The sequence below is a fragment of the Microvirga tunisiensis genome, assembly GCF_009296175.1.
Taxonomy (GTDB): Bacteria; Pseudomonadota; Alphaproteobacteria; order Rhizobiales; family Beijerinckiaceae; genus Microvirga; species Microvirga tunisiensis.
The window spans coordinates 1-12,754 of record NZ_VOSK01000194.1 but is presented as its reverse complement, the minus strand read 5'-3'; the positions used below and the strand labels follow the sequence as shown (position 1 = coordinate 12,754).

At 61.1% G+C, this 12,754-nt stretch carries 16 protein-coding genes; 6 read left to right on the top strand and 10 right to left on the bottom strand.

Features of this window, described 5'->3' with window-relative positions; translation table 11 throughout:
- Window positions 1-182: 182 nt before the first annotated feature.
- On the bottom strand, window positions 183-452 hold the full coding sequence (locus FS320_RS29060; protein ID WP_338105528.1) for a hypothetical protein: 270 nt from the start codon (window positions 450-452) through the stop codon (window positions 183-185).
- 182 nt (window positions 453-634) lie between these two features.
- On the opposite strand from FS320_RS29060, the gene FS320_RS29055 reads away from it, so the two are divergent.
- Window positions 635-853 (top strand): helix-hairpin-helix domain-containing protein, encoded by a 219-nt coding sequence (locus FS320_RS29055; RefSeq protein WP_162003307.1) that lies wholly within the window; start codon window positions 635-637, stop codon window positions 851-853.
- 188 nt (window positions 854-1,041) lie between these two features.
- Here the strand turns inward: FS320_RS29055 and FS320_RS29050 are convergent, their stop codons facing one another.
- A complete protein-coding gene (locus FS320_RS29050; protein ID WP_152715747.1) occupies window positions 1,042-1,245 on the bottom strand; it encodes a hypothetical protein in 204 nt (67 codons plus the stop codon).
- Window positions 1,246-1,676: 431 nt separating this feature from the next.
- Here FS320_RS29050 and FS320_RS29045 point away from each other — a divergent pair, with 431 nt between their 5' ends.
- Window positions 1,677-1,943, top strand: a complete 267-nt coding sequence (locus FS320_RS29045; protein ID WP_152715746.1) for a DUF6894 family protein — start codon at window positions 1,677-1,679, stop codon at window positions 1,941-1,943.
- Window positions 1,944-2,323: 380 nt separating this feature from the next.
- On the opposite strand, the gene FS320_RS29040 is transcribed toward FS320_RS29045, so the two are convergent.
- Both FS320_RS29040 and FS320_RS29035 read right to left on the bottom strand, forming a co-directional pair.
- Window positions 2,324-2,578 (bottom strand): DUF2934 domain-containing protein, encoded by a 255-nt coding sequence (locus FS320_RS29040; protein WP_244627462.1) that lies wholly within the window; start codon window positions 2,576-2,578, stop codon window positions 2,324-2,326.
- A gap of 130 nt (window positions 2,579-2,708) precedes the next feature.
- Window positions 2,709-3,455 carry a Crp/Fnr family transcriptional regulator gene (locus tag FS320_RS29035; protein WP_152715744.1) on the bottom strand — a complete coding sequence of 249 codons (747 nt, stop codon included), beginning with the start codon at window positions 3,453-3,455 and terminating at the stop codon, window positions 2,709-2,711.
- Between the two features lie 340 nt (window positions 3,456-3,795).
- Here FS320_RS29035 and FS320_RS29030 point away from each other — a divergent pair, with 340 nt between their 5' ends.
- Both FS320_RS29030 and FS320_RS29025 read left to right on the top strand, forming a co-directional pair.
- Entirely contained in the window at window positions 3,796-4,083 is a 288-nt protein-coding gene (locus FS320_RS29030) for a hypothetical protein (RefSeq protein WP_244627461.1), read from the top strand.
- A gap of 184 nt (window positions 4,084-4,267) precedes the next feature.
- A complete protein-coding gene (locus FS320_RS29025; RefSeq protein WP_162003306.1) occupies window positions 4,268-4,966 on the top strand; it encodes an IS6 family transposase in 699 nt (232 codons plus the stop codon).
- A gap of 258 nt (window positions 4,967-5,224) precedes the next feature.
- Here FS320_RS29025 and FS320_RS29020 read toward each other — a convergent pair whose 3' ends face one another.
- Window positions 5,225-5,719 carry a YciE/YciF ferroxidase family protein gene (locus tag FS320_RS29020; RefSeq protein ID WP_152715743.1) on the bottom strand — a complete coding sequence of 165 codons (495 nt, stop codon included), beginning with the start codon at window positions 5,717-5,719 and terminating at the stop codon, window positions 5,225-5,227.
- Window positions 5,720-6,163: 444 nt separating this feature from the next.
- Here FS320_RS29020 and FS320_RS29015 point away from each other — a divergent pair, with 444 nt between their 5' ends.
- Window positions 6,164-6,418 (top strand): SemiSWEET transporter, encoded by a 255-nt coding sequence (locus FS320_RS29015; protein ID WP_152715742.1) that lies wholly within the window; start codon window positions 6,164-6,166, stop codon window positions 6,416-6,418.
- Window positions 6,419-6,628: 210 nt separating this feature from the next.
- Here the strand turns inward: FS320_RS29015 and FS320_RS29010 are convergent, their stop codons facing one another.
- Genes FS320_RS29010 through FS320_RS29000 form a run of 3 tightly spaced genes read right to left on the bottom strand, consistent with a single transcriptional unit; the run spans window position 6,629 to window position 9,053 of the window.
- Window positions 6,629-7,597, bottom strand: coding sequence for an IS5 family transposase (locus FS320_RS29010; protein WP_152715741.1), 969 nt, complete (start codon window positions 7,595-7,597; stop codon window positions 6,629-6,631).
- Window positions 7,598-7,642: 45 nt separating this feature from the next.
- Window positions 7,643-8,371 (bottom strand): Clp1/GlmU family protein, encoded by a 729-nt coding sequence (locus FS320_RS29005; protein WP_162003305.1) that lies wholly within the window; start codon window positions 8,369-8,371, stop codon window positions 7,643-7,645.
- Complete coding sequence (locus FS320_RS29000; RefSeq protein WP_152715739.1) at window positions 8,364-9,053, bottom strand: alpha/beta hydrolase; 690 nt, start codon at window positions 9,051-9,053, stop codon at window positions 8,364-8,366. Before FS320_RS29000 ends, FS320_RS29005 begins: the two co-directional genes overlap by 8 nt.
- Window positions 9,054-9,381: 328 nt before the next feature.
- Here FS320_RS29000 and FS320_RS28995 point away from each other — a divergent pair, with 328 nt between their 5' ends.
- Window positions 9,382-10,077 carry a gamma-glutamylcyclotransferase gene (locus FS320_RS28995; protein ID WP_152715738.1) on the top strand — a complete coding sequence of 232 codons (696 nt, stop codon included), beginning with the start codon at window positions 9,382-9,384 and terminating at the stop codon, window positions 10,075-10,077.
- A 111-nt stretch (window positions 10,078-10,188) separates the two neighbouring features.
- On the opposite strand, the gene FS320_RS28990 is transcribed toward FS320_RS28995, so the two are convergent.
- Window positions 10,189-11,166 carry an aldo/keto reductase gene (locus FS320_RS28990; RefSeq protein WP_152715737.1) on the bottom strand — a complete coding sequence of 326 codons (978 nt, stop codon included), beginning with the start codon at window positions 11,164-11,166 and terminating at the stop codon, window positions 10,189-10,191.
- A 338-nt stretch (window positions 11,167-11,504) separates the two neighbouring features.
- Window positions 11,505-12,641, bottom strand: coding sequence for a group II intron maturase-specific domain-containing protein (locus tag FS320_RS50330; RefSeq protein WP_152715736.1), 1,137 nt, complete (start codon window positions 12,639-12,641; stop codon window positions 11,505-11,507).
- Window positions 12,642-12,754: the final 113 nt, after the last annotated feature.

Genomic DNA, 12,754 nt, shown 5'->3' with positions numbered 1-12,754 from the left:
CCCAACAGCTCCAGCACCAACCGCTTCAGATCGGCGTTCGACAGGCCATCAAGATCCGGGGCCGGTGACATGCAGGGGATTGAATCAGAATTGTCGCTGCGCCGGAACCCCGACCCGCCAGCTCAGCCCGGACTTTTGCCAATGTTACGTATCATTCTGGTAAGCTATTAGGAGACAAGGCCTTAGGGCTCAGATCCCTCTCGGCGTACGATCTCATCCAGGATGAGTTGCTGATGCCTGCGCAACTGCTCAAGGGATTGCTCGCAGTTGCGCAGCAGCTTCTCGGCCTCCTTGGTATCGTGACCCCTCTTGGCCATCCAACCGATCCGAAGCACCTGCTCAGCCGCGAGCCTCTCACCCTCGACGATGTCGCGCTCCACCTTGGCGAGTTCCTCGCGTTCTTTCCAGGCATAGGGCATGGCGCTGCCGATCATGCGCCTATTCGCGCGCACGAGCCACGAATTTCCAAGACGGCTATCGATGCAACGCCGCTATTCACGGCGAGCGCAGCCTAAGGACATAAGTATAGTTGGCTGACATTCTGATCTTAGGGATGTTGTCCCGTACTCTTCACCTCGTAGCCTCCACCTGGAACGGTCTAGCTCAGGGGGAGAATGCCTAATCCGAGATGGGAATGCGTCGGGGACCAATCGCGGGGCTGCGCCTGTCGTTCCAGGCCTGGAAGGCGTTGCGCAGAGAGGGCATCACGACCTTGGACCGGCTTAGGGCTAACGCTGATCAGATCCACACGCTCCCGGGCATCGGCCGCAAGACGGCACAACTGATCCGGGACGAACTCGCCCGTATTGAGTTCCGTGACGAGCAGTCTTGGCTCCGCCGGACCACCATCTGAAGTGGATCTGAAACCTGAAAGTGTCCTTGGCACAGGCGGAGACATGGCCGGCCTTGGCCGTAATCCCATTGCCAAGCGGGCGCCACCCAGACATGGCAACACTGCGGAGCTGGAGGCGCTGGAGACTATCGCGCAGCTCAAGCGGCGGCGAGGGTACCGAGATTTATGACGCTGCAAAGAACACACATCTAGTGAAGGTGCTCGCTTGAGACGGCTTCTCTGACGAGGACCAGCTTGTTGAGCTTAGGTGGATCAACGGCGAGACGGTCCGCCCATTCCTCCAGGGCTGAAGCGTAAAGATGGGCCATGAGGCACGTTGGCTTCTGTGTGCCGTTCTTCAGCCTGACCAGTTCGCTCAAGGCCGTCTTCAAGAGTTCCCGATCGACCATCATAGGCACACCTCATCGAGCCAGAAGCCATTCCTGAATAAGGAGATCGACTTACCGCCTTAGCCGAGCCAATGCTTTAACATGCATTGAGCTCGGCCGGCGTCGTTCGCCGAAGCGCCTTAATGAAGGGCTGGGGCATCACCCGAACAATAAGAAGCGTCCTCTCTTTCCAGGGGTGCTCCAAGGTCTGACCCAAGAGGGCAAATGCGGGCTAGGAGCGCACACGCGGTCACAGGGCCAGGCGCGGCCATTTTCTTTGGTTCTCGTCTGGTGAGGCTTGCAATCTCGGAGGGTCTTCTGCTCGAACAAACCACCTTTTCCTGAGTTTGTAGTCAACCGTGCAAGCAACGGGAGTTACAGTACCGCAGAGCAGCAAGCTCTTCCTTGTAGTCATTGATCGGTCGTTGACGGTTAGCGAGAGAAAGGTCGCACCGATGGGACGCTATTATCTAAACTACCGGAAGGCAGATGGCAGCATCCTGCCAGACGAGGAAGGATCCGAGCTGCCGAGCCTGCAAGCGGCGCACGACCAAGCTTTGGATGTGGCCTGCGAGATCCTGATGGCAGACATGCAGTCGGGTTGGGACAGCCACACCGAGGCGATCATCCTTGCGGATGAGCAAGGCCATCACCTGGATTGTGTGCGCTTGACAGAGGTGACGCTGAAAGGCTTCCAACTCCAGCACCGCGCTGACCGGTAAGGCGTCTGGAACGACCGTAATTCCGATAATGGGAATTACGGAGCGCTGCCCGGCGCAGAGCATAGCCTCGAGCAGTGGAGGTTGGCACTGGGTCAAACCAGAAAGTCTTGCGTCCTTCAGAGACGTCGGTTTTCCAAGTAAGCCGAACAATCGGCTTACTTCAGCTCAGTGTCATTCGTCGACGTTTGACAAACAGCAGACAGCAATCAGTTCGTCACCCCAGCCACGATATGCGAACACGGTGGCGCCATTGACCGGTGCTCCAGGGCGCGAGGGACAGTGGTAAGGGACTTGTGCAAGGGTTTACTGTGACTTGCGTCGCCGCATCACCAGGACTTAGCCCACGCAGAAGACGGACTTAAGATCTCAACGGAATGCGTTCAGCCTTGAGACATCTCGGGAAGCTGCTTGCCGGTTGCGGTATCGTCCGAAGCGGCTTCGCGAGTTTCAACGGTCCCAGCAGGGGGCGCTTTCTCGACAGCCGCGTCGGAGCGGTCCGATGTAATGTCTGTTGGCTCCTCAGCCTTCAACTCACGCTCGGCTTCTAGCCAGTGATCCTCGGGAGTGCCGGTGCGCCCCTGGCGCTCCCAGATCTCGTAGGCCCTGACCCGGATCTTCTCTTCGCGATTGTCCATAACTCGCCTCCTGTCAGCAATTGGCTCTGTTCCCATGCAGCCTGAGACCGCCGCTGGCCAGCGGCACCACGCACGCGCTGAAGAGGCAAAGCCTCCTACCGCCCTCTGCCCACCCGCACTGGCTGAAGGCTCATGCGGCTACATCCTCCCGCACCAGATGAAGGTAGGTCGGGTCGAATTCGCCCACTTCCTTCAGCTTGTCCCAATCGGGAATCCTCAGCCGTGTTCCTTGGGTTTCGATCAGGCCCTCGGCCCGCATCTGCTGCAGCACCCGGTTGACGTGCACCGGGCTAAAGCCGAGCGCGTCAGCAAACTCGATCTGGGTGATCGGCAGGTCGCAGACATGATCCTCGACGAGGTCGACCGCCTTCAGGCGCACCACCAACTCGCACAGCACATGGGCCATCCGGCTGACGCCTTCGCGCTGTCCCACATTCATCACCCATTCCCGGAAGATCGCTGCATCAATCAGGGTTTCGCGCCAGAAGGCGGCGCCGATGGGCGGATAGCGGAGGCAGAGGTCGCGCAGGGCCTCGTGCGGGATGAACCCGACCCGGCAGGGGCTGATGGTAGCGATGCTGGTGTCCAGGGTCTTCAGGTGCAGGCTCTGCAGGTCGGGAATGTCACCGGCGATGGCGAAGGAGACGATCTGGCGCTTGCCATGGGCTGTCATCTTGTAGACGCAGGCAAAGCCGCTCAGGATCAGACAGGACCGGGAGGGGCGATCGCCCCCGCGCACGATGTCCTGACGATCCTTGAGCACCGCAACCTGCATCGGCAGGGTCTCAAGGACCTGTCGCTCGTCATCGGTCAGGATGAACACGCTCTCAAGCTTGCGGATGAGCGGATTGTAGTCGGGGTGGAACGGTGAGGACATGGGACGCTCCCCTGATGTGCAGGCGGGAGCGCGCGCATCTCTCAGTCATCAGCGCCTGAGATCAATGGCTGATGGTAAAGTCAGTGTCGCAGACGCAGAAGTGTCTGTCGCAGGCCTATGTTAAGTTCAGAGATTAACATCGTCGATCAAAGCAGACGTGTCTGTGACGGCAGTAATTTGCAGAAGCCACAGCATCGAATGGGCCAAGGCAACCTATGTTAGTGATCGAGCCACTCCTAGTTGAAGGACTCGCGGGGGGTGCTATGAAGGCTGTCTTGTTCCCCTGGGTGTCCGGCCATTTCGCAGCTGACCTTCCGCCCCAACGTGGAAGGCGAAGGCGATGCCCCTCGACATCTCATTTCTGCCCATGCGCGTGCTCATCGACGGCCATGATAGCGACGGCCGGCTTGTCCTCGCAGATAGCCAGCTTGCCGCCGTCATCGTCCGCCTCGACGGCGAGACGCATAACCCTGAGCACAAGGGGCGGTGGCACCTGGAAGCCGGGTTTGGCAAATGCGACGTTCGGAACGCGCCCCTGTTCAGGACACCTGACGAAGCCGGAGCCTGGGTTGAACAAGTCCTGACACGTAACGCCTTCTCAACTCCTGAACGACTCCGCAGGTGGTGAACTCAGCCCTTGATCTCGGCTTTGAGGAACGGCCGTCTTCCACTCGGCCCGATCGACTGGGGATGACGCTTGTCCTGGAATAGCGCCAGCGGTCGGCGTCAGGAGTGAGTGATCGGTGCATCCACGGTGCAAGTGACGCCAGCCGGGGCGAACTCGATCCGAACCTCGCCAGCCAGAGGGTAGCGTGTTCAAGGGCAGGCATTTTGATCGATCTGTGATCCTGCTCTGTGTCCGGTGGTACTTGGCTTACAGCCTGAGATTGCGGGATCTCGAGGAGATGATGGCCGAGCGCGGCATCTCGGTCGATCACGCGACCATTCACAGGTGGGTCGTGCGTTACTCGCCTGAGTTGCTGGAGCGGTTCAATCGCCGCAAGCGGGCCGTCAGCCGGAAATGGTACGTTGGTGAGACGTATCTCAAAGTTCGTGGGCAGTGGATGTACCTTTACCGAGCCATCGACAGCAACGGTGACACGGTCGAGTTCTGGTTCAGCGAGCGCCGCAACCTCACAGCCGCCAAACGGTTTTTACGGAAGGCGCTCAAGCGCCATGGCCGGCCTGAGCGGATCGTGATTGATGGAAGCCAGACCAACCGTGAAGCGATCCTGTTGTGCGACACAACAGACAGGCTCGAAGACAGAGCGCAGCGTGATCTGAAGCCCATCCGCATCCGCCAGAGCGCCTATCTCAATAATCGGATTGAGCAGGATCATCGCGCCGTCAAGCGCCGGGTCCGGCCGATGCTCGGGTTTAAGTCGATGGCATCCGCTCGAACGATCCTAGGCGGGATCGAGATGGTTCACATGATGTGCAAGGGACAGGCGAAATACGCCTGCAATGCGCAACTGTCGCTTACTGAGCAGTTCGAGTGGCTCGCCGCATAAGCGGATACGAACCGCGTTCAAACCCTTTTGTCCGTGCTCATGAATTGCGACAGATCCGACCAGTTTGGCGGGTCAGGACCACAGTCCAAGTTAATGCAACAAAGCCCATTCTGGTAGTCGGCATACCTCTCAACCCTAATCCATCTTACCTTGGTCCTGTCTTGGAGGGCGGGTTTAAAAGCCACCTCGCCTAGTTCCGGAGCGGCAGCACAAGCAATGCAGATGGTGGGCCTCGCTCGTGCTGTAGTCCCTCTCAGGTCATGCTGCCTTCTGGTTGAGCGCCGCCTCGGCAAGCTCGGTGAGAAGCTGATCTGTTTTCTTCTCCTCCTGCAATGTCTCCTCGAAGAGGGTCACGGCGTCGTTCATGCCGAGCTGAGCCGCCCAGCTCCGGAGCGTGCCGTAGCGCGCGATCTCATAGTGCTCCACGGCTTGGGCAGCTGCGAGCAGGCCGGCATCAAGGGCCTCGCTTTCAGCAAAGTCGTCCATGACCTCCTCACCTTCAGCAAGGATCCCCTGCATAGCCTCGCAGGTCTTTCCCTGCGGACGCTTGCCAACCATCTCGAACACTCGCTCGAGACGCTCGACCTGCCCCTCCGTTTCAGTCCGGTGGGTCTCAAACGCCTGTCGAAGCTGATCGGATTCGGCGGCCTTTGCCATTTTGCGCAGCGATCTCAGCAGCGCCCTCTCGGCGTGGTAGATATCCTTCAGTCCAACCAGGAACAGATCCTGCAGGGTCTTCTGCTTGGCGGGCATGGTGGTCTCTCCAGCGTTGTGTGCGGGCTCGTTCAACACCGCCCTGAAGGCCATTGTTCCGGGAGCATCCATCAGAGAGAGGCACAGCAACACTGACGTGTAGCTGGTGAGCCCGCTCTTCCTGCCAAGCCATCCGGTGCTAGGCCACGAGGTCGGGGGCTGCACCCGGTCCGACGTCGCCCTCCGCGGCGCTCGAGGTCACCTCGATTTCTCGCAGTGTGCCCAGACGGGACCAGGATACCTTGAGTATGGCTCCTGTCAGCGGTCAGTCCAAATTTGTGTGGTAGTGACGATAACGGTTGTTCGACCGGAGGCCACCTGCTTCGAAGCATTCTTCATTCGCGATGGAGGGCTACTGCAGAGAACAGGCTGCCTTTTCCTTCGTCACCCCGGAACTTGCCAATTACCCCAGCGTTCAAGGCGTTCCCTTCAGGCGAGTTTCCTATGGTTCTTCTTGATTACACGGGCTATGCGGCGGCCCTCTGTACAACCGGCGCCTATGTTCCCCAGGTGCTCCGGGTCTGGCGCACCCGATCAACCCAGGACATCTCGCTCAAGATGTTCCTGGTGCTGGTGACAGGCTTGGTCCTCTGGCTCGTGTACGGCTTCTGGAAAGGCGAGATCCCGCTGATTGCCGCAAACGGCGTCACGCTGATGCTCGCGGGCATCATTCTCTACTTCAAGATCAAACACGGATGAACGCGCACGGGCACGGGACAGGGAACGCCAATGATCAAGGCCGTAATCTTTGACGTGGACGGGACGTTGATCGACACCGTTGATCTGCATGCGGCCTGCTAGGTTGAAGCCCTGAAGCACGTTGGTGCCGACGTGCCCTTCGACGACATCAGGGTTGGTTTGTTGCACGGATCGGTTGGTGGCCGCACTGAGCCCGTTCAATGCCTTTGTTTAAGCGATGCGGACGGACTCCGGGCGTCCAAGCTCGAACATGCGGTTCAAAGCGTCGATGCCGATGGCGACCTCGGTCGCGCGGCGGGGTTCAGTCCGCGAGCGTAGCCCATCGCCGATCACGCGTTTGATGCGGCTGATGGCGGCCTCGACCAGGGCTCGTCGAGCGTACCCGGACCGCTTCTGCCAGCCCATGCGTCCATGCTCTTGGATGCTTTGGAGATGCCGATCACGCTGGGTCGGAGTGCTCCCTGCCGTGTCGCTCGGTACCGCCGTTGATCGTGGTGGCACGATCACGTCAGCCTCAGGATAGCGCTTGGCGATAGTGCCGTAGATGCCAGCTTGATCGTAGGCTCCATCGCCGATGAATGACGCGAGTGGAGCTGTAATCTGGTCGAGCAACGGTTCCACTTGTGAGCCATCATCGACGTCGCTGGTCGTCAGCTCTGATGCGAGGATCTGCCCAGTCTCGGCATCGACGCCAATGTGCAACTTTCGCCAGGATCGGCGCCTTCGGGTGCCATGCTTCTCGACCAACCACTCGCTGGGGCCACACAGCCGCAGGCCCGTGCTGTCCACCAGCAGATGGACGGGCCTTCTGGGGTTTGGAGATCGGTTTGGGACCGCCAGGGTTTCGGCGCGGCGGCTCAGGGTCGAGTGATCCGGCACCGCAAGATCAAGCCCCAGGAGTTGGAGGATCGAGCCGATCAAACCCTCGGTCTGGCGCAGCGCCAGCCGGAACACCGCCCGGAGCGTCAGGGCTGTCTTGATTGCCAAGGCCGAATCATGGGCTTGACCACCGCGTGTGGTGCGGGGCTCAGCCCGCCAGACGGCAATCGCCTCCTTGGTAAACCACACCGTGAGACTTCCGCGCTGGCGCAGGGCCGCATCGTACTCCGCCCAATTCGTCACCCGGTACCGCTGCTTGGGGATGCGGTGACGGCGAGCGGCATTGGCCTTGAACGGCATGGCAGAGATCTTTGGTCAGGAGGGCACTGTCTATGCTATTCGACTTCAAGCACCACCCTCCGATCCGTGCAACAACGCGAATCCGAGATCCTGGCCGGCTTTGTCCGACAATCCAAGCAGGAGCCCGGCCGGGAGAGGAGCCTGTACGTCCGAAGGCGTGAGCATCCCAGATTTGAGCTTCAGCAAACCTGAGTGGGAGAAATACTGCCGGAGGGCCTTATGGCGGGCCGTGCGCCGCTCGCCAGCGGTCTTGTGCCGTGCCTCCGGCGAAGATGGGACGCGAAGGATCGGCGGATCCAGGACATCCTGCGCGATCTCCTCCAGAGACTGTCCTGTACCGACGGCGATCAGCAGATCCGGTCGAAGCGCGTCGATCTTGGCAGCCTTGAGGCGGCGGCCTGGGCCCGCCAGGAGACCGCTCGTGTTGACGATCAGACAATCCGCATCCGTCCGTTGCGCCAGACGGCGTGCGCCTTCGATCAGGCGCGACCAGCCCTGAACGGGATTGGTGCTGCCCACGAAGGCAAGGAAGTGTCCGTGCGCATCGTCCATGCTCACGCAAGCTGGGGGACCAACGAGTTTCTGGCCGACATCGGTATCCAGAAGAGCGGTGCCGCAGCCCGACCGTGTCGCGGCCTGCGCAAGAAAGCGACAGAACGTGCTCTTGCCCGTATCCTTCTCTCCGACCACCAGAATCCTGCGCAGGCCATGATGGCGGATATACTGCGCAGCCGCGTCCCATGCGGGCGGAACGTGCAAAGAGACGTCAGGCAAGAAAGCGTCCCACAGCGCGCTCGACCATTTCCGGCGGCACGACATGGCCGCCATCGAACTCGTGGTACTCCACGTCGTAGCCCGCTCGCCTCAGCGCCGGAACGATCCTGCGGCTGCAGGGATCGATGGGCAGGACCTCGTCATGAACCCCGTGGGATACGAAGATCCGCGGCGTATCGGCCGCGCTCGTCGGTGCCATGAAGCCTGGCGAGAAAGCGAGGATCTGGTCAAACAGCTCGCCGTTAATGACACCCACTGACAACGCATAGGACGCGCCATCCGAAAACCCGGAGAGCGCGACGCGGGAAGGATTGATGGGATGGAGCTGGAAGATCTTCGTCAGAGCCCTGTCGATGAAGGCGACATCGGGACCATAGCCGCCCCTGATCCCATCCCAGGTCGAGCCGCGGGATTCAGGCGCGAGAACGATCATGCCCTGCCGCTCCGCCTGAACTGCCAGGAGATCGAGCATCTGCGTGGCGATCCCGCCTGCGCCATGAAGTGCCACGATGAGCGGGGCCGGCTTGGCCGGGTTGAGCCCGGCCGGCACCAGAAAGGCGCCATCCCGCCTGCCGTCCAGACCTAACGGATGGCGGCCCGGCGTTGATGCGGCAGGAGTGGCGATCCGCTCCGGGCGCGCCCGGAGAACACCTGAGGTGTAATCTGTGCTGGTGACGGCCATGAACGAAGACCTCGCTCAAGTCGCGCCAACGCCTGAACAGAGCCCGCTGTTCCTCGGATCGTTCCGGCAGGATAGAGGAAGAGCGCAGGAGGATCCCTGCCCCCAGCACATGAGAGACTGCCCAATATGGCGGTGCCTTGCCAATATGTAAGGTCCGGGTCGGGCAGCCTCCGAGATCCGCGGCCCTGTGAGAGTGTCCGGTGTGCCTGCCTCAAGCAAACGTCTGACGCGCTGCGTGGCACTGCCATGCATCAGGGGCATGAACATGCCGCGGCTTCCGGGGCTATATATTACCCGATGTTGCCCTGAGCACCAGGCGGAGTATGGAATGGAAGAATTGAGCGGGAAAACGCAGCTCCACCCCATGACCCGGGAGGCTCTGCAGAACGGGTTTGTCAGTGAGATGATCGCTCGCTCGGGCACCACCCTTCGGGTGCTGAGTGACGAGGAGCGGCGCCAATCCTTGGAAGCAACGCTCGCGGCTCAACCTGTTCCGGGGGACGTCTGGCTGTTTGCCTATGGCTCTCTGATCTGGAACCCGGCCTTTCACCATGCCGAGCGGCAACCCGTGTTGATCCGAGGCTGGCATCGACAGTTCTGCTTAGCCACCCCGATTGGACGCGGGACACCAGAACACCCTGGTTTGGTTCTGGGACTGGATCGCGGCGGCTCGTGCCGGGGCGTAGCCTTTCGCATCGCTCGTGCCGAGGCAGAGGCTGAGCTCGAGTTGGTCTGGCGGCGCGAGATGGTCACAGGAGCCTATGTCCCGCGTTGGATCAGGCTGCACGGCCCCGATCTCCCTCACGGCATGTCGGGCATTGCCTTCACCATCAACCGCGCAGCGCCGAACTATGTGCGTCCTGTCTCGGAGGCCGCGACGGCCCAGACAATTGCGACGGCCTGTGGGGTACTCGGCTCCTGCCGGGATTATCTCTTCGACACGATTCACGGCCTGAAAGGATTCGAGATCCACGACGACCACCTCGACCGGATCGCACGCTTGGTGCGAGAGTACCGGGACTGAGCAACCGGCAGCCCAACTCAAGGCAGAGCGCACACTGACATGCGCACACAGGTACGGTTGAGACAACTCCGAGGGAGATCAACCTCGCGACTGTGCTTGACCACTTCCCACTTAAACAAAACCAGCGAGTGCGTGCGGCACATAGGGCTCTTCCAGGGCCGCTATCTCCTCCGGTGACAGCGTGAGCGACATGGCAGCCATGGCATCCTCCAGGTGCTGCGGTTTCGAGGCGCCGACAATCGGCGCGGTCACGACCGGCTTGTGCAGCAGCCACGCCAATGCAACCTGCGCCCGGGGAACGCCGCGACGAGCTGCGATCTCAGCCACCCGTTCCACCACCCGGCGATCGGCCTCCGCCGTCTGGGCGTACAGCGACTTGCCGAACTCGTCCGTTTCCGACCGGGCGCTCGTCTCATCCCAGTCTCGGGTCAGGCGGCCGCGGGCAAGCGGGCTCCACGGGATGACCCCGATCCCTTCCGCCTGGCACAGACGCAGCATCTCCCGTTCCTCCTCCCGGTAGAGAAGGTTGTAGTAGTTCTGCATCGACACAAACCGCGTCCAGCCATTCAGGTCGGCCGTGTAGAGCGCCTTGGCGAATTGCCAGGCATACATGGAGGAAGCTCCGATGTATCGGGCCTTGCCGGCCTTGACGACGTGCAGCGCTTCGAGTGTTTCCTCGATGGGTGTCGCATAGTCCCAGCGATGGATCTGGTAGAGATCGACATAGTCGGTGCCGAGCCGGCGCAGGCTGTTGTCGATCTCGGACATGATCGCAAGGCGCGACAGGCCGGCGCCGTTGGGTCCCGGGCGCATGCGCCCATGCACCTTTGTGGCGATCACCACCTCGTCGCGCCGTGCGAAATCCTTGAGTGCGCGACCGACAATCTCTTCGCTCGTGCCGTCGGAATAGACATTGGCGGTATCGAAGAACGTGATGCCGAGCTCCAGCGCACGCTTGATGAAGGGGCGGCTCTGGTCCTCGTCGAGGGTCCATGGGTGGTTCCCGCGATCAGGAACCCCGTACGTCATGCAGCCGAGACAGAGGCGGGATACCTCAAGGCCGGAGCGGCCAAGCCTCACGTAATCCATGACCGTTTTCTCCTCGCATCCGTTCTGTTTGCGCCAGCCTCGTCGTCGCCATGTGCCAACTGAAGATAGAGGTGAGGCCACGGGCGGAGTTTTTGAGCCGAGGGAAGGGTTATATGGCTCATTCGTCGATCGACCAGCAGGTGATCGGTTGTCAGCGGCTGTCCCTCTCCTCTCTTGCTGTCGTGAATGCTCTTTGGGCGGCGCATCGGGATAGCGCACGATTAGTGTCCAATGATATGGTAACGCAGTACGTAGCTAGAACGTAGTCGGGTAGCCGGGCTCCGTTACCGAAGCCCAGCCCCCTCAGAACCGGACGTGACGATTGCTCGTCATCCGGCTCAAGCCTCAGCCGCCCGATACCCGACCTGCTGATGGTGTTGACGGTGGCACCATCGATGCAGGAGGCGCAGGTTCCCCATCTCGTTCCCGCCACCTGTGTGGCGAGGCTGAGCATGATGCACGTCCATCATGTTGATGTCCTCATCCGGATCGAACGGGACACCACATGCCGCACAAGCATAACCCTGGGCCCGCAGGAGCGCCTGCCGCCGTCTGGAGAGGCAGCACGCCGCCAGTCGTGTCCGCCGCCGCTCGTCCCAGTAGGGTTGGGCGTCAGGATCAAGGGGGCTGGTGCGCCCCTTGACCTTGATGTGGCGGACAATCTTGGTGTCGCTGTACCAGGGCAGCATCGCCGCCCCTGGGATGACCGCGTCGGCGAAGTTCCACACCCGCGTCCGGGTCGGCCTGAAGTAGCGCGCCTTGACCCATCGTCTGCTCTTCTGCGGGTGCCGCCGCCTGGCCCACGCCCACAGCATCTGCCAGACCCGGTGATCGAGATAGGCAAAGGTGGTGGCGGAACAGGCATGACGGTAGTACAGCGTCCAACCCCGGATCATCGGAGTCAGAGCCCGCACCACCGCTCCGGCGGGAACCTGCCGATGGGCGTCGAGATAGGCTTTGATCGTGCGCAGGTGTGCGCGGACCTTGGCCTTCTCGGGCATGATCAGCAGCGTTCCATTGCGGAACTTCCGGATGGTGAACCCAAGGAAGTTGAAGCCCTCGTCAATCGAGACGACGCGGGTCTTCTTCCGGTTCAGCGTGAGCCCTCTCGCGGCGAGGAATGCCTCGATGGTGGGCCGCACATACTGCTCCAGGATCTCCTTTGACGGGGCCGTTACGAGGAAATCATCGGCGTATCTGATCAGGACGACGCTCTTGTTCATCCCCTTCTTCTGCGCGGCCTTCACGGGGTTGCCGTGGCCGTCTTCACAGCCGAAGAGGCGTTCCATTCCGTCGAGAGCGACATTCGCGAGCACGGGGGATGCAATTCCCCCTTGCGGCACTCCCGCTCGGCTTTCCTGCCAGTTGCCGTGTTCGATCGAGCCGGCCTTGAGCCAGCGCTCGATCGTCCTCGTAAAGGTTGGCAGCTTCGCCAGCAACGGCCCATGGGCGATTTGGTCAAAGGAAGCAGCCACAGACTACCCATTCCGAAGATCTTCCAACGTCCATAACCATCACTCGGGAGCGGCACGCATTCGAGGGCTGTCGCCTGACTGTCATCAGCCGTCTGAAGCGCCGCGGCATACTG